This window comes from Chitinophaga japonensis, assembly GCF_007830125.1.
In the GTDB taxonomy this organism is placed as follows: domain Bacteria; phylum Bacteroidota; class Bacteroidia; order Chitinophagales; family Chitinophagaceae; genus Chitinophaga; species Chitinophaga japonensis.
This window is the reverse complement of sequence record NZ_VLLG01000003.1, coordinates 555552-572684: the sequence shown is the minus strand read 5'-3', so window position 1 is coordinate 572684 and position 17133 is coordinate 555552. Positions and strand designations below refer to the sequence as shown.

Below are 17133 nucleotides of genomic sequence, written 5' to 3'. Positions count from 1 at the left end.
TTATTTATTGTTACACCCACCCTGTTTTTCCTGGCGGCGGTATATATAAGCAAGGGGATTACACATGCCACAGGAAAAGGATCATTACCGGCAATTGCTCGAACGTTACCTGGATAATACCTGCACACCGCAGGAAGCAAAGGAATTATTTGATTACCTGCAGCAGGATGCATCCAACCGGCTGCTGCTGGAGGAGATCAGGGCTTCCTTTATTCCGCCTGCTGATGCCATGGATGCAGGATCAGCGCCATGGAGCGGCCGGGTAAAACAACAGTTACTGGAAAAGATCCGTCCGCCGAAAGTGGTGCCGCTCTACAAAAAGAGGTGGCCCAGGGTGGCGGCAGCGGTGTTGTTGCTGGCGGTTGCCAGCCTTGGCGGATGGCGTTATTACCGGCACGTAAAGCAGGCCCCTACCGCCTATGCGCAATCGGAACTTTCATTGCAGGACCTGCCGCCGGGCGGGAACAAAGCAGTGCTGACACTCGCCAATGGCGCCACCGTTTTGCTGGACAGCACCGGGAACGGCGCCATTTCCAGCCAGGGAGCCACCAAGATCATCCAGGCAAACGGGCTGCTGACCTACCAGGCCGGGAACAGTCATACAGCAACAGTATTATACAACACCGTAGCCACGCCCCGCGGGGGGCAATACAAGATCGTGTTGCCGGACGGAACGCGCGTATGGCTCAATGCCGCGTCTTCCCTGCGCTTCCCCACCGCTTTTAACGGGCAGGAGCGCAGCGTTACGCTCCACGGTGAAGGTTATTTTGAAGTAGCGCACCGGCAGTTGCCACAGGGCGGCAAAATGCCCTTTAAGGTGCAACTGGCCGATGGCGCGGTAGAAGTGCTGGGCACGCATTTTAATATCATGGCCTACCCGGATGAAGCGGAAGTAAGGACCACCCTGTTGCAGGGAGCCGTAAACGTGCAGCATGATACCTATACGACCAGGCTGGCCCCCGGGCAGCAGGCCACCTGGAAAACGGCCGCCCGCAGCAGTATCCGGGTTACCCATACAGATACAGAGGAAGCCATCGCCTGGAAACAGGGCTACTTTCGGTTCAACAGGGCAGGTGTGGCAGACGTAATGCGGCAACTGCAGCGATGGTATAATATAGAGGTACGTTACGAAGGAGAAAGCAGCCAACGGGAATTCTGGGGAAGGATACCACGTAATATCCGGCTGGGCGAAGCGCTCCGGATACTGGAGCTGAGTAATATTCATTGTTCAATGGCAGGGGATACCATTATCGTTCATCAATAAGATAAAAACGTACAGCATTTGTATATCCGCGGCATGGATATGCCGCGTACCACGTATGAAAGATTAATTCACCTATACAAAACACATCTATGCAATTAACAGGTCTTCACAAGCGCCTGACTGGAGAACATTTGTGTGCTGCCAGGCGCAGGGGGCGCTTGCCGGGCGGAATGGTCCGGCCCGTTATGAAACTGGCTGCACTGCTCCTGCTTTCCTGTATCTGCCGCGGCAACAGCGCCTTCGCGCAAAAGATCACGCTGCAGGAGCAGCATACGTCCCTGGAAAAACTGATCAGGGACATCGAGCAACAGTCGGGATATACTTTCTTCCTGGACTATGCACTGCTGGACCCGGAGAAAAAGATCAGCGTCAACATTAAGGACGGTACCCTGCGGGAAGCCATTGACCAGTGCCTCCAGCCATTTGCCCTTGCGTACAATATTGTCGGCAAAACAATCGTGGTAAAGAAAAAGGGACCGGCGCCACCGCCTGACCTGGAAGTACAGGGCAGGGTGACAGATGCGGAAGGCCGGCCTTTACCGGGCGTATCCGTGTCCGTTCCCGGAACAGGCCGGGGCACGGTCACAGACGACAAAGGGAACTTTACACTGGCGGTGGCGCCTGCCGCCACGCTGCGCTTCAGCTTTATAGGCTATAAAACAACGGATGTTCCGGTAAACGGGCGGAAAACACTGGCGGTTACGCTCCCGCAATTGAACACCGCGCTTGATGGCGTTGTTGTTGTGGGCTATGGCACCCAGCAACGTAGCGACGTAACAGGCGCCATTGCATCCGTTAATACGCAAACACTGGAAGGAACGCCTATCCGCTCTGTAGACCAGACATTACAGGGCAGGGTGGCCGGCGTCACCTTTGTACAGAACTCCGGCATGCCGGGCGCCGGCTCTTCCATCCGTATACGTGGCGGCAATTCCATAAACGGGAGCAATGAACCTTTGTATGTAATAGACGGGGTACCGGTATTTGCGGACCAGGGCAGCGATGGCACCTCGCTGAACCCGCTGAACAGCATCAGCCCCACGGACATTGCATCCATCGAGGTGCTGAAGGATGCTTCCGCCACCGCCATTTACGGGTCAAGGGGCGGCAACGGCGTGGTGCTGATCACTACCCGCAGGGGACAGCGCGGCGATTCCCGCGTCACTTTTGACGCCTATTACGGTTCCCAGCAGATAATGAAAAAATACTCCCTGCTGAATGCTTCCCAGTTTGAGCAGTTGGCGAATGAAGCCAGCGTGGCAGAAAACGGCCCCCTGCTATATGATCTTAGTAAAACACCACCTACCACAGACTGGCAGGATGCCATTTTCAGAACAGCCCCTGTCCAGAGCTATTCGCTTTCTTTTTCCGGCGGGGATAACCAAACGAGATTTCTTGTCACCGCTAATTACTTTGACCAGCAGGGCATTGCCAGGTCCTCTGACCTGAAACGCTATTCCCTGAGGGCCAACCTGGACAGGAATATCAAGGATAACATCCAGTTGGGTAGCAGCATTACCATCAGCAATGTCCGCACCAACCGGGTGAACAGCGCTTCCCTGTTCGCCATGGCTATCACAGCGCCCAATCTGCCCATCCGTCAGCCGGACGGAAGCTATACTTCTCTGAATAACCAGGGCGCGCCTTTTGACAACCCGGTAGCGCTGGTGGAAAATTACCGGAACTTCAACAACACTTACCGTACGCTGGGCAACGTGTATGCCAGCATTGAGCTGATCAGGGGCCTTACCTTTAAAACACTGTGGGGCGCTGATATCAGCTATGCCCGCAACGATGTCTATCTTCCACAGGCCGTTTATTCCGGCTCCCAGGTGGGCGGGAACGCCTCGGTCTTTACCGGCCAGACCTTTACCTGGCTGAATGAGAATACGCTCCATTACACCTTCAACAAAGGCCATCACCATGTGGACCTGCTCGGCGGCTTTACGCAGCAAAGCTCCTCCTACCAGTCGCTGAACGCGGAAGCGCAAGGCTTCCTGAATGACAACCTGGAAACGCATGCATTGGGCAATGCCGCATCGGTGCAGCCCTCTTCATCCGGCATTGCCGGATGGGGACTGCGCAGCTATCTTGGCAGGGTTAATTACAGCTACCGGGATAAATACCTGCTGACCCTCACCGGGCGCTATGACGGCTCCTCCCGGTTCGGCAGGAATAACCGCTTCGGATTTTTCCCGTCCGCAGCGCTAGGCTGGAAACTGGACCAGGAGCCCTTTATAGAGGACCTGCATGTTTTCAGTAACCTGAAGCTAAGGATCAGCCACGGGCTTACCGGCAACCAGGACGGCATCGGAAATTATCCTTCGCTGGACCTGATGGGCAGGGCCAACTATTCCATCGGCGGCATGAACGTGATCGGGCTCACGCCTTCACAGGTAGGCAACCCGGACCTGCGCTGGGAATCTACTGCGCAATCCGATATTGGCCTGGAACTGGGCTTCCTGGATAACCGCCTCACTTTCGTAACGGACCTGTACTACAAAAAGACCCGCGACCTGCTGCTGTACGTTAAGATCCCCACCACTTCCGGGTTCTCTACTTCCCTCCAGAACAGGGGCCGGGTGGAGAATAAAGGGCTGGAGCTGAGTATCAACGCCATCCCCGTGGACAAAGGGCTGCATTGGGAAACCGGCTTCAACATTTCCTTTAACAGGAACAAGGTACTGGACCTGGCGGGCGCCGACAGGCTTTTTGCCGGGCTGGGGCCCAACCAATCCACCGTACTGCAGGTGGGGCAGCCTTTGGGTACTTTCTTCGGCTTTGCCGCTGAGGGTGTTTTCCGGGACAAGGAGGAAGTGGCCGCATCCGCACAACCAACCGCCAAACCGGGAGATATACGGTTCAGGGATGTGAACGGCGACAAGAAGATCAATGATGATGACCGCGTGCTGCTGGGTAATGCGCAACCTGAATTTACCTTTGGCTTTAACAGTACTTTTTCCCTGAAGGGTTTTGACCTGATGATCCTGCTGCAGGGCGTATACGGGAACAAACTGTACAATGTAAATACGCTGACGCTGGAAAACCTTACCGGCCTGCAAAACCAGCGTACCACTACCCTGCACCGCTGGACGCCTGATAACACCAATACGAACATTCCGCGGGCCACTACGGTAAAACCGGTTGCCCGCTCCTGGGACCGGCTGGTGGAAGATGGCTCCTACCTGAGAGGGAAGACCTTCCAGTTGGGCTACAACCTGCCGCATAAAATGCTGGAACGCCTGAAGCTGGCAACGCTGAAGGTGTACGTAAATGTGCAGAACCTTTTTACCATCACAAACTATTCAGGACTGGACCCTGAGGTAAGCCGCTATGGATCGGACAATGTAAGCCCGGGCTTTGACTCCGGCGCCTATCCCAATGCACGAACCTTTTCTTTTGGCGTCAATGCCAGTTTCTGATCAGAAAAAAAATCGTTATGAAACTTATTTTCCATGCCCTTACGATAATCACCATCTGCTCTGTAGCCGGCTGCGCCAAACTGGACGGCGTACCGGAAGGCACCTACACCACGGATAATTTCTACCGGACAGAGGAAGATGCCATATCGGCTGTAAACGCCGTCTACTCCGGCATGACCAGCCCCTATCTCTACAACCAGTTCATGGAAGTGATCCAGTCGCAGGGAACGGACGACTGCGAATGGGGCTATGGCCGCAACACCCGGAATACCGACAAGAACGTCCTGGACAAATTCACTTATGATGCCGGCACCAACCTCTTCTTCCAGTTCTGGAGCACCAGCTACCAGGTCATTAACCGGGCGAATGCGGCCATTGACAATATTGCCGCCATGACGTCCATCAATGACGATAAAAAGCAGCAGTACCAGGGCGAAGCGAAGTTTGTCCGCGCGCTGATGTACTTTAACCTGGTGCGCCTTTTCGGCGGCGTGCCGCTGCAACTGTCCGCCACCACCTCGCTGAAGGATCTCGCCATCAAAAGGGCCGGCGCGGAAGAAGTATATGCGCAGATCATTGCAGACCTGCAGTTCTGCGGGGAGCACCTGCCGTTGAGCAATAGCGCCGCAAATGCAGGCAGGGCCACCAAAGGCGGCGCCATGGCCCTGCTGGTAAAGGTCTTCCTTACGCGCAGGAACTATCCGCAGGCGGTGGAGGAAGCACGCAAGGTGATGGCATTGGGCAGCTATTCCCTGTGGCCTGCTTACCGGGAGGTTTTCGAGATCGCCAATGAAAACCGGACCGAATCCATCTTCGAAGTGCAGTTCATCAGCGGCTCCGGTAACATTGGCAGCAGCTATGCCGGCTACTACCGGCCTGCTTTCGACAAGCGCCCCGGGTTTGGCGGCTTCGGGGATAACCCGGTTACCGAAAACCATTATAAAGCCTACCCGCCCGGCGACCTGAGGAGGGATATAAACGTGATACAGTATTCGTACACCTCCGATCCAAAAGCGCCCACTACCATCAAGTACCCTTACTATGTGGCCAAATACAAGGACCCGGCGGCCATTGGCGTAGATGATGGCGGCAACAACTATATCATTCTCCGTTATGCGGATGTGCTGCTCATGTTTGCAGAAGCGCTGTACCTGTCGGACCCCGGCAATGCGGAAGCCCTGGAAGCTTTTAACCAGGTAAGAAGGCGCGCCTATGGCCTGCCCGTTAATGCGCCGTCGGCACATGACCTTGCGCCCGGCCTTAGTGCGGCCGCATTCCAGGACTCCCTGCTGCTGGAAAGAAGGCTGGAATTTGCTTTCGAGGGCCAGCGGCGTTTTGACCTGCTGCGCACCGGCAAGCTGCAGGAGGCGATGCAGGCGCAGGACGCCTCCATCACGGTAAGGGACCAGGACACGCTTTTCCCTATCCCCACGCAGGAAATGGACGCCAATCCCCTGCTGGAGCAAAACCCGGGATACTGATCATTTATTTGTTGCATGGTTATGCTTAAATATTTATTTATGAAGAATTCAATTATTTACGGCTTTATACTAACAGTCACTTTATGCAGCGCTCACCTGCTGCAGGCGCAAAAAAAATGGGATGTATGTGTTTACGGCGAAACGCCTGCCGGTATTACCGCGGCCATACAGGCGGCCAGGATGCACAAGCAGGTGGTATTGATCAGCAACACGGCGCACCTGGGCGGCATGGCGGCTTCCGGGCTAACGGCCACTGACCTGAACAATTTCAGGATCGCCGGCGGGCTGACCCGCGATTTCTACCGGCGGCTATATGCGTATTACAGCGACAGCAGCGCCTGGCGCAGTGAATCGAGGGATACCTTTTTTGAGCGCTCCAAAAAGCGGACCTATTCCGGTAAAAACGACTCCCTGCAGATGCAGTGGGTATACGAATCCCATGTAGGAGAAGATATTTTCCGGCAAATGCTGCAGGACGCCGGCGTGCAGGTGGCATATAACGAACGGCTGCATCCTGCGCATGGGGTTGAAAAAGAAGGGGCGCGCATCAGCGCCGTACGCATGGAGAATGGCCGCCACTATCCTGCCCGGATGTTTATTGACGCCACTTATGAAGGCGACCTGATGGCCCGGGCAGGTGTTTCCTACATCGTGGGCAGGGAGTCCAACAGCGTTTACAATGAAACGCTGAACGGCATCAAGCTCAACGGGATCCTTGGCAGGGACGGCGTCTCCATCGATCCCTACATCAAAAAGGGCGATCCTTCCTCCGGCATATTGCCGTTCCTCGAGCCACACATTCCCGGCAGCAACGGGGAAGGCGACCACCGCACGCAAGCTTATTGCTACCGGCTTACGCTCACAGACGACCCGGACAACCGGATCGCTATTGCGCAACCGGCCGGTTACCAGCCTTTGTGGTACGAGTTCCTGGCCCGTTTCATTGCCATGAACCCGGGTATCCCGCTGAAAAATATCATCTCCTTTACGCCGATGCCCAATAAAAAAACGGACACCAATCATGCTGACTTCGTAGGCGCCAACTACGCCTGGCCGGAGGCTGGTTACGCAACGCGGGACAGCATTGCGCAAATGCACAAAGATTACGCGCTGGGCCTGCTCTGGTTCCTGGGCAACGATCCCCGGCTGCCCGAAGCCATGCGTATGGAAATGAAACGCTGGGGACTGCCGAAAGACGAATTTACGGATAACGGTCACTTCCCCTACCAGTTGTATGTGCGGGAAGCCCGCCGGATGGTAAGTGACTACGTAATGACGGAAAAGAACTGCAACGGGCAGGAGCCGGTGCAGGACGCCGTAGCAGTGGCTACCTATCCCCTCGATTGCCATTATGTATCGCGGGTGGTGGATGAGCAGGGCAGGGTACATGCAGAAGGCAGCTATGGCAAGCAGAAAAGTACGTATTACACCATCAGCTACCGTTCCTTAAGGCCCAGGTCTGCAGAAGCGGTGAACCTGCTGGTACCGGTATGCCTCTCCGCATCGCACGTGGCTTACAGTTCTATCCGCATGGAGCCGGTGTACATGGTGCTCGGGCAGTCTGCCGGCACTGCCGCCGCCCTTGCGCTGGATCGTCACCAGACCGTGCAGGAGCTGCCTTACGAAGTACTGAAACCGGTATTGCTGAAAGACGGGCAGGTGCTGACACTGAACAGGAAATAAACTGTTACGTTAACAATCTCATTCCACAGATGAAACCGAGCATGATAAACCTTTTCCTCACAGGGGCACTTTGATGCGAGATTCCATCTGGCAAATGAAAAGACAAACATTCCACAGATGAAAAAACTGATACTCTTCCTGTTATTGCTGGCAGCGAATGCCGGCAGCATGGCGCAAGCTATCAAAACCACCCTGCGGGACTCCGCGGGTATTTATACCCTATACCGCGGCGGCGCGCCCTATACCATTAAAGGGGCCGCCGCCAATAATTTCCATGTACAGGTAGCCGGTTTCGGGGGCAATACAATACGCACCTACGGCATCAATGATTCTACCGCCGCCTGGCTGGATACCGCCTACGCGCATGGAATATCCGTTTGCCTGGGATTGTATGTCCGGAAGCAGCGGGAGCTGGATTACCACGATCCCGCGGCTGTGCAGGCGCAGTTCGACAGCCTGGAGCAGCAGGTGCTGCTATTCAAAGACCATCCCGCCGTATTGCTGTGGAGCATTGGCAATGAGGCCGATGCCGGCTACAACAATGCCGATACGGCCACTAATATCCTGTTCTGGGATGCGCTCAACGATATTGGCGAGATGATCCATGCAAGGGATACCAACCATTTGACCACGACCGTGCTGGTCAACTCCGAGGTGAACAAAGTAAAGCTGCTGAAAGAGCGGTTCACGGCCCTGGATATTCTTTCCATTAACAGCTACGCTCCCAATGTGCCCGGCGTACTGCCCAACCTGCAAAGCGCCGGCTGGACAAAACCCTATATGATCACGGAATTCGGTCCAAGAGGTACCTGGCAGATGAACCCGGAGCCCCGTCGCATTATGCCCTGGGGCGGTCTTGTAGAGCAGACCAGCACGGAGAAAGCGGCTATTTACCGGCAGGTATACCAGGATCATATTGCCGGCAATGCGCTGAACAACTGCCTGGGCGGCTTCGTGTTCCTGTGGGGATACCAGTCCTCCGGAGATGTAGTGACCTGGTACGGGCTGTACAACCGCCTGGGGGAAACATTTGCAGCCGCCGATGAAATGCAGTATGCGTGGACCGGCGCCTACCCTTCCAACCGCGCCCCGGTGATCCGTAACAGGGACTCCCTCCTCTTCAATAACAAACGCGCGGAAGATACGGTGATCGTGGAAGCCAATTCCGTTAATACTGCGTGGGTACATGCCAGTGACCCGGATAATGATCCGCTGCGCTACGAATGGCTGATCATCCCCGAAAACAGCGCAATGGCCGGCGGCGACCCTGCTGCCAGCCTGCCGGGTGTACCCGGGCTGATCTTGTCACAGGCAGCGGACAGCATGCGTTTCAGGGCGCCCGCCGCTGCCGGGAACTACCGATTGTATGTATACGTGCATGACCCGCACGGCAAGGTAGCCAACGCTGCTATCCCGTTCAGGGTAATACCTTCCGCTACCGGCACATTGATCACCTCCACCGCCACAGGAGGCAACTGGTCCCTGCCGGCCAGTTGGCAGGGGGGCGTAGTACCCGCAGATGCGGATACTGTAGTGATCCTTGCAGGCAGCAGCATCACCATTAATACGCCGGTAAAAGTTGCCTGTACCCGTATTGCCGGCACCCTGGGCTTTAACACCAACACTTCCAACACTTTCAGCACCGGAGACCTGACAGTGGACAGCACCGGGATATTCAACGCGAAGAACGGTACCATCGGCAGAACGGTGACCGTAAATGGAAACCTCGTGAACAACGGCGCCGTTGATCTTTCAAGAGCCGGCGCCACATTGATCATGGGGCCGGCTGCAAACAGCACCCTGCTGGGCGGTACCGGCACCTATGCCTACGGGATCATACGCAGTCTTACGGCCGGCAACCCGCATGGCGTTATATTGCAAACGCCTGTCAGCATCCCCTCCATACTTACATTGGCAGACGGCGTGTTCCATAACGGCCCCTACCTGACCATGGACAATACACAGGTGGGCTTCGGCGCAGCCGTTACCTATTGCGAGATAAGACGCACCCAGCATGCCTCCCTGTCAGACGCCTATACGCTGGGCAGTGCGGCTGCCCTGTACGTGCGCTACCACCACGATGCGGGCGCACCGGCCCAGGTCATTACGGAAGGACATGAGCTACCCGTTTCCCGCTCGCTGCACAGCATCACTGTTAACAACCCGGAAGGCGTAATCATCCAGGACAACCTGGCACTGCGATCCATTAATTCCGCTCTTGTACTGACAGACGGTATCCTTCACCTGCCGGCCGACAAAACGCTTGTCTGTACCAATCCTTCCTACCCCGGCACGCCGGGCAGCCCGCATAGTTTTGTGGAAGGGGCTGTGGCCTTATCCGCCGGCGCCACTGCCGTTGACCGGACTTTTCCTGTTGGCTCCGGTGGCCGGCGCCGGAAAGTGGTGTTGTCCGGCGTTGCTGCGGTGTCCGGAGCCGTGGCGGTACGCTTGTCCATACACGCTGCTGCCGGCTGGCCGGGCATGAACATGCGCAGCCTGTCGGCCGCCCGGAGATGGCAGTGCAGCGTTCACAGCGGCGAGCTTGACAGTTTTTCGGGTATTGGTATTGATTACGGAACTGATGATGGTGATACGCAAAACAGGATCGCCTTCTCCCGCAAACATCATGGTGTTTACCATGCGCTGCCTGCCGGCAGCAGCAACGATAGTACCGTCTATGCCGCTACCGGCAGTTATGGGCCGGGATGGTACGCCACCGGCCAGGATTGCAGCAACCTGCACACGCTCACCATTGCCGGTATAAAGGCGGGTATTCCCGGCAGCAAAATAGCCCTGTACCCCAACCCGGTAACAGGCAATGCGATCTATATCGTATGCACACCCGCATTAAAACAAACCGCGTTGGCCACTTTACTGGATATGCGTGGAAATGCAGTGCACCGCTGGTTGCTGCCGCCAGGCCAGGTGAACCAGGAGCTGTCTTTTGATAAAAAGCCGGCAGGAGGGGTTTATTTACTGGTGCTGAAAGGTGCGGGTGTGTACAGGTCTTTCAAGGTGGTGATACTTTGATGGCAGATAACCAAGTATCCCAAAAAGTCCAGGCCCGCTCGGTGAGCGGGCCTTCATCCCCTTTCCCATTTGTCTTTTATCCGCCACAGCATAACAAGATACGGAATGGCAATGACCGTTACCCATATATACGGCTTGCTGTAAACCGGGGATGTTCCGTCGATAAAAGGAAATTTCGTGATAAACAGGATCAGGATCGTGAAGCCAGTTATTGCCAGCGTCCAGAGAATGCTCCACCTTTTTTCCAGCCAGATGAACAGGTTTAAAAGGAACATGCCGCCAAACAGGAAAAGAGCAGGGCCTAACATAAACCCGGGCGAGGTAACGTTTACCATCATTTGCCAGGTACCCATATCTGCTATACCGATGCTAAACAACAATAGTCCCAGCCCGGAAACGATCATATAGATCCATACATATATTTTCAATGCAAGCGGCATCAGGCGGCGACGCCGTATCAGCACTTCTGCAAGAAATTGCTCATCAAAGATAGAATCGGATATTTCTCTCATAGGCACAAAACATCTGGCTGCTACAAGTTACTGAAATATCCGGTTCGGGATATACTATCTTATGCAGCGATGCTCCCGGAAAAAATCACGACATTTGCCCCTCTTTTCAACAGATTATGAAGGTTTGTATTGCAGAAAAACCAAGTGTGGCCAGGGATATAGCGCATGTGCTGGGCGCCGGCCAGCGCCGCGACGGGTACTACGAAGGAAACGGCTACCAGGTAACCTGGACCTTCGGGCATTTCTGTACGCTGAAGGAACCGCATGACTATTACGAGCACTGGAAATACTGGCGGCTCGAAGACCTGCCCATCCTGCCGCCGGGCTTTGGCATCAAGCTGATCGATAATGCCGGTGTACAGAAACAATTCTCTGTTATTGAACAGTTGCTGCAGCAATGCGAGGAGGTGATCAACTGCGGGGACGCCGGCCAGGAGGGCGAGCTGATACAGCGCTGGGTGCTGCTGAAGGCGCGCTGCACCGCCCCCGTAAAAAGATTGTGGATATCATCCCTCACGGATGAGGCTATCCGTAACGGCTTTGCTGCGCTGCGCGACAGCGCGCAGTTCGACAACCTGTACGCCGCCGGCAGCGCGCGGGCTATCGGCGACTGGCTGCTGGGGATGAATGCCACCCGGCTCTTTACCAAGAAATTTGCCCAGGGCAAAACCGTACTGTCGATCGGCCGGGTGCAAACTCCTACGCTGGCCATGATCGTGCAACGGCAAAAGGAGATCAATGCGTTTGTGCAGGAAGATTACTGGGAGCTCAAGACCATTTACCGCGATACCGAATTCACCGCCACTATCGACCGGCTGAAAACCCTGGAAAAGGCGAACCGGGGGCTGGCCTACCTGCAGCAGCACCCCTTCGAGGTAGTGTCGTTTGAAAGAAAAGAAGGCAAGGAGGGCAATCCCCGCCTGTTCGACCTCACCGCCCTGCAGGTGGAAGCCAACAAACGGTACGGGTACAGCGCGGATGATACGTTAAAATATATCCAGAACCTGTACGAAAAGAAGATGGTGACCTACCCGCGCGTAGACACCACCTACCTGTCGGAAGACCTGCATCCAAAGATCCCGGGCATCCTGCAGGACATGACGCCCTACAAAACCCTGGTAGCGCCGCTGCTGGAGCAGCCCATCCCCAAACTGAAGACCGTATTTGATGATAAAAAGGTGACCGATCACCATGCCATCATCCCCACCGGTGTATACCCTTCGGGGCTGCCTCCTGAAGAAAAACGGATCTACGACCTGGTGGCCCGGCGCTTTATCGCAGCCTTTTACCCGGAATGCCGCATTGCCAATACCACCGTGCTGGGAAAGGTGGGACAGGTGCCTTTCAAGGCAACCGGCAAGCAGATCATAGAACCGGGCTGGAAAGAAGTGTACGCAAATGATGCCGCCACCAAAAAAGAAGGCGAGGAAGAGGAAAAAATACTCCCGGTTTTTGAGGCAGGAGAAAGCGGTCCGCATACGCCAAGAGTGCACCAGGGCAGAACCTCTCCCCCCAAACCTTTTACAGAGGCCACGCTGCTGCGGGCCATGGAAACTGCCGGCAAGCAGGTGGAAGACGAGGAGATGCGGGAGCTGCTGAAGGACAACGGCATTGGCCGGCCCTCCACGCGCGCCAATATTATAGAAACGCTGTTCCGCCGTAAATACATCGAGAAACGGAAAAAGAACATCTACGCCACGCAAACCGGCATAGACCTGGTAGACACCATACAATCGGAGCTGCTGAAAAGCCCGGAGCTTACAGGCCAGTGGGAACGCAAGCTGCGGCAGATCGAGAAAGGCGGGTACGCCATGGAAACCTTCAAGGAAGAGCTGGTGCAAATGGTCACCGCACTGGTGCACGAAGTAAAGACGGCTGGTTACAAGGTAATTACCGTGGCGCCGGAAACGCCGCCGGAAACGGAAAAGCCGGCTAAAAGCCCCAGGGCGAAATCAGCCTCTGCCCCTCCCGACATCACATCGCTCTCCTGTCCCAAATGCAAAGCTCACCCGCTCAAAAAAGGGAACACCGCCTACGGCTGCGCCAACTACCAGCAGTGTGGCTTCAAACTGCCATTCGAGGTGCTGGGCAAAAAACTGACGGACAAACAGGTGGCTGACCTCGTTACGAAAGGCAAAACGTCCAGGATTAAAGGATTGCAGCTACCTGGCGGCGGGGAGCCCGTACAGGCGCGGCTGCTGCTGAATGCACAGTTTGAGGTGGTGGCGGATCTGTAAATGTTGTTCTGGTGAAGTTGCGTGCTATAGCCAACAGGCTGGCATCGTGATCAACGGAGACCAGGGAAGCCCGGGCATCCATACCATCCAGTATCCAGGAGGTAGCCAGCCCGGTACCTGTGCCCAGCTCAAGAAATCTACCACCCGGTTTAGTGCCTGCCAGCGTTCGTAGCAAGGTGCAGGTGAGCACATCTGAAGCCATTGAAAAACCTGACTGCCGGGTGGCTGTCTCTATTTCCTGGTATGCCGCTGGAAGCGCTGTTATCATGGACGCAATTTTAAATAAGACTACTCCAATATACCATATTTACGTAAGCGTTGGAATGCCTGCAGCCACGAGCAATGCAAGCGGCTTTACCCCAAAATAAAAACTGGACAAGCAGCGACTTATCGCACTTGTCCAGCTTCGTTGCCCGACCTGGATTCGAACCAAGACAAACAGAGTCAGAGTCTGTCGTACTACCGTTATACTATCGGGCAATGTCAAACGGGAGGGCAAATGTATAATTTTTTTTTAAAATTACCCAATATTAAGTTAATTTCCACTCACCGGCTTTTTTTCCCGACCGGATCTATGCAAGACAACAAGCATCACATTCTGCAAAATATTGACACTGCCGAACGGTACCGCCTGCTCATAGAGCAGGTAAAGGATTACGCCATCTTCATGCTGGACGAAGGAGGGCATGTGATCAGTTGGAATGAGGGCGCTCAAAGGATCAAAGGCTATGCCCCCCACGAAATACTGGGCAAGCACTTCTCCGTTTTCTACCCTGCAGAAGACATTTCCAAGGATATTCCCGGTATGGAGCTGCGGGTAGTACGGCAAACGGGCAAATTCGAGGACGAAGGATGGCGCCTCCGGAAAGACGGCTCCCGTTTCTGGGCCAATGTGCTGATCACCGCCGTTTATAACGAGCGCAGGCAACTGATCGGCTTTTCAAAAGTAACGCGGGACCTGACGGAAAGGAAAAAAGCCGAACAGGCCCTGCAGGACAGCGAGGAGCGCTACCGCTCCCTGGCCATGCAGCTCAACCGGACCGTGCAGGCGCTGGCTACTGCCAACGAGGAGCTGCAGCAGTTCAACTCCATCGTTTCCCATGACCTGCAGGAGCCCCTGCGCACCACCTACAGCTACCTGCTGCTGATCCGGAAAAACCTCGCGGATAAAGGGGAGCCGGAACAGCTCCGCTATATAGAGCGGGCCATCCTTGCCACCACCCGCATGCGGGAGTTGATCATAAGCCTGCTTAACTATGCCCTGCTCGGCACGGAAGAAAGAATCTTTTCCCTGCTGTCCGTCGAGGAACTGGTATCGGAAACCCTGCACAACCTCCGGCACGGCCTGGAAGAGAAAAACGCCGTGGTACAGGTAAACCGGGAAATATCCACCGTCACAGGCAACAAAGTGCGGTTGCTGCAGCTCCTGCAGAACCTGGTCAGCAATGCCATCAAATTCAGCGGCGGCAAAACGCCGGAGATCACCATCTCCTGCAGGGAAGAACCGGCCTTTTACCTGTTCTCCATTGCGGATAAAGGTATCGGCATCGCGCCGGAATATGTTTCGCGGATATTTGAGGTGTTCCGGCGGCTGCACCCCGAGAAGGAATATCCCGGCACCGGCATCGGGCTATCCATCTGTAAAAAGATCGTGGAATATCATGCCGGTAATATCTGGGTAGAGTCTGTGCTGGGAGAAGGGTCCGTTTTTTACTTTACCATTAGCAAAAACTTACTGGCTAAATAATACTTTTGCATACATGAAGCCTAAAATCAATGTTGTCCTGGTCGAGAATGACGAAGATGAGCAACTGTTCATGAAAGAAGGCTTTTTGTCTACCGACCTTTTCAATATCCTGGCTGTGGCCGGCAATGGTGAGGAAGCCCTGGCCGCTATCTATAATGGCCAGCCGCTGCCGGACCTGGTCATCAGCGACCTTAACATGCCGGGCAAGAACGGCCTGGACCTGCTGCTGGAGCTGAAAAGTGACGCCGGCCTGTCGCATATACCCGTTATCATCATATCCACCTCCTTTACATCTACCATTATCAATAAATGTATGTCGTCCGGGGCGCATGCCTATCATACCAAACCAGACAGCTTCATTGAATATGATAAGTTTGCCCAGCAAATATACCTGGACTGGCATAAGGATAAACCTTCAGAATGACCCTTGATCTCCTACAGGTACTGGCATCCTTACTGGCAGGCATTGCAGTGATCATACTGCTGACTGCGAAATACCGCGTACATGCCTTCTTTGCCCTGTTCCTGGCCTGTTTTGTGACCGGCCTGTGCGTGCAGCTCCCCGTGGCCGGCATTATCGCTGCCATGAAGGAGGGCTTTGGCAATATCATGCGCTCCCTGGGCTTCATTATCGTGCTGGGCACCACCCTGGGCGTGCTGCTGGAGCACAGCGGCAGCACCCGGGTAATGGCCGCCTCCATCCTCCGGCTGGTAGGGGAGCGCTATGCCGCCCTGGCAATGAACATTACCGGTATTATCGTGGGGTTGCCCGTTTTCTGCGACTCCGGCTATATCGTGCTGAGCGGCCTGAACCAGTCCCTGGCCCGGCGTACCCGTACACCTGTAGTGATCATGGCCGCTTCGCTGGCTTCCGGCCTGTATGCCATGCACTGCCTCATTCCCCCGCATCCCGGCGCCACGGCGGCAGCCGGCGTTATCGGCGCGGACTTCGGCCGGCTGATACTCATGGGCATCCTGGTAGCTGTGCCGGCGGCGCTGGTGGGCTGCTGGTGGGCGCATATCGCCGGCAGGAAGATCCCTGCCGCACCACAGGAGGCCGATACTGCAGCCGCCACGGAAGCAGGGCCGGCTCCCTCCGCAGGCATGGCGTTTATGCCGGTAGTGGTGCCTATTATTTTAATTGCCGCCGGAGCCTTTACCGGCGCGGGTGAGGGCGCGGCGGGCTGGCGGCGTATATGGCAGATCCTGGGCGACCCGGTGGCCGCCCTGTCCGTAGGTGTGCTGCTGGCCTTTGCCGGTATACGCCGGGACAAGCGGCAGGCTGCAGGCGCCCTGTTGCAGGAAGCCGTGGAAAAAGCCGGCGGCATACTGGTGATCACCGGTGCAGGCGGCGCTTTTGGCGCCGTGCTGGCCGCTACGCGGCTGGGGCCGCTCATCAGTGAAGCATTGCCCCTGGGCAGCCTGGGCCTCCTGTTCCCTTTCCTGGTAGCCGCCCTCCTGAAAACGGCCCAGGGATCATCTACCGTAGCTATCATCACCGCGGCATCCATCGTTCAGCCGCTACTGCCGGCACTGGGGCTGAACAGCCCCACCGGCCAGTTGCTTTGCATACTGTCCCTGGGGGCCGGCTCCATGACGCTGTCCCATGCCAACGACTCCTATTTCTGGGTGATCAGCCGCTTTTCCGGCCTGGAAATGAAAACCATGCTCAAAGTATATTCCGTGGCCACCCTGTGGATGGGACTCACTTCCCTGGCCATCGTATATATTTTATCCTTATTCTTACAATATTAACC

The 17133-nt window shown here is 55.5% G+C and carries 11 protein-coding genes and 1 tRNA gene; 9 read left to right on the top strand and 3 right to left on the bottom strand.

Translation table 11 applies throughout. From position 1 onward, the window contains the following. Positions 1 to 64 precede the first annotated feature (64 nt). The 5 genes from LX66_RS11525 to LX66_RS11505 all read left to right on the top strand — a co-directional run bounded on the left by LX66_RS11525 (position 65) and on the right by LX66_RS11505 (position 10880). Positions 65 to 1264: a FecR family protein gene (locus LX66_RS11525; RefSeq protein WP_145713321.1), complete on the top strand. Its 1200-nt coding sequence runs from the start codon at positions 65 to 67 to the stop codon at positions 1262 to 1264. A gap of 185 nt (positions 1265 to 1449) precedes the next feature. Further along, complete coding sequence (locus tag LX66_RS11520; RefSeq protein ID WP_158642609.1) at positions 1450 to 4686, top strand: TonB-dependent receptor; 3237 nt, start codon at positions 1450 to 1452, stop codon at positions 4684 to 4686. Positions 4687 to 4703: 17 nt separating this feature from the next. After that, the gene (locus LX66_RS11515) at positions 4704 to 6167 is read left to right on the top strand and encodes a RagB/SusD family nutrient uptake outer membrane protein (protein ID WP_145713315.1); all 1464 of its coding nucleotides are present in this window, start codon (positions 4704 to 4706) and stop codon (positions 6165 to 6167) included. Positions 6168 to 6206: 39 nt separating this feature from the next. After that, a complete protein-coding gene (locus LX66_RS11510; protein ID WP_145713313.1) occupies positions 6207 to 7850 on the top strand; it encodes an FAD-dependent oxidoreductase in 1644 nt (547 codons plus the stop codon). A gap of 117 nt (positions 7851 to 7967) precedes the next feature. Continuing rightward, on the top strand, positions 7968 to 10880 hold the full coding sequence (locus tag LX66_RS11505; protein WP_145713312.1) for a glycoside hydrolase family 2 TIM barrel-domain containing protein: 2913 nt from the start codon (positions 7968 to 7970) through the stop codon (positions 10878 to 10880). Positions 10881 to 10933: 53 nt separating this feature from the next. Here the strand turns inward: LX66_RS11505 and LX66_RS11500 are convergent, their stop codons facing one another. Continuing rightward, a complete protein-coding gene (locus LX66_RS11500; protein ID WP_145713310.1) occupies positions 10934 to 11392 on the bottom strand; it encodes a hypothetical protein in 459 nt (152 codons plus the stop codon). Positions 11393 to 11508: 116 nt separating this feature from the next. On the opposite strand from LX66_RS11500, the gene LX66_RS11495 reads away from it, so the two are divergent. Next, positions 11509 to 13629, top strand: a complete 2121-nt coding sequence (locus tag LX66_RS11495) for a type IA DNA topoisomerase (protein ID WP_145713308.1) — start codon at positions 11509 to 11511, stop codon at positions 13627 to 13629. On the opposite strand, the gene LX66_RS11490 is transcribed toward LX66_RS11495, so the two are convergent. Further along, positions 13541 to 13897 carry an O-methyltransferase gene (locus LX66_RS11490; protein WP_145713306.1) on the bottom strand — a complete coding sequence of 119 codons (357 nt, stop codon included), beginning with the start codon at positions 13895 to 13897 and terminating at the stop codon, positions 13541 to 13543. The two genes, LX66_RS11495 and LX66_RS11490, sit on opposite strands and share 89 nt — an antisense overlap. Positions 13898 to 14038: 141 nt before the next feature. Further along, positions 14039 to 14109: transfer RNA gene (locus tag LX66_RS11485), tRNA-Gln, on the bottom strand. 94 nt (positions 14110 to 14203) lie between these two features. Here LX66_RS11485 and LX66_RS11480 point away from each other — a divergent pair. Genes LX66_RS11480 through LX66_RS11470 form a run of 3 tightly spaced genes read left to right on the top strand, consistent with a single transcriptional unit; the run spans position 14204 to position 17131 of the window. Then, positions 14204 to 15376, top strand: a complete 1173-nt coding sequence (locus LX66_RS11480; protein WP_158642608.1) for a sensor histidine kinase — start codon at positions 14204 to 14206, stop codon at positions 15374 to 15376. 13 nt (positions 15377 to 15389) lie between these two features. Further along, positions 15390 to 15800, top strand: coding sequence for a response regulator (locus tag LX66_RS11475; protein ID WP_145713301.1), 411 nt, complete (start codon positions 15390 to 15392; stop codon positions 15798 to 15800). Next, positions 15797 to 17131 carry a GntP family permease gene (locus LX66_RS11470; protein ID WP_145713299.1) on the top strand — a complete coding sequence of 445 codons (1335 nt, stop codon included), beginning with the start codon at positions 15797 to 15799 and terminating at the stop codon, positions 17129 to 17131. The genes LX66_RS11475 and LX66_RS11470 overlap by 4 nt, the downstream gene beginning before the upstream one ends. The last annotated feature ends 2 nt before the right edge of the window (positions 17132 to 17133 follow it).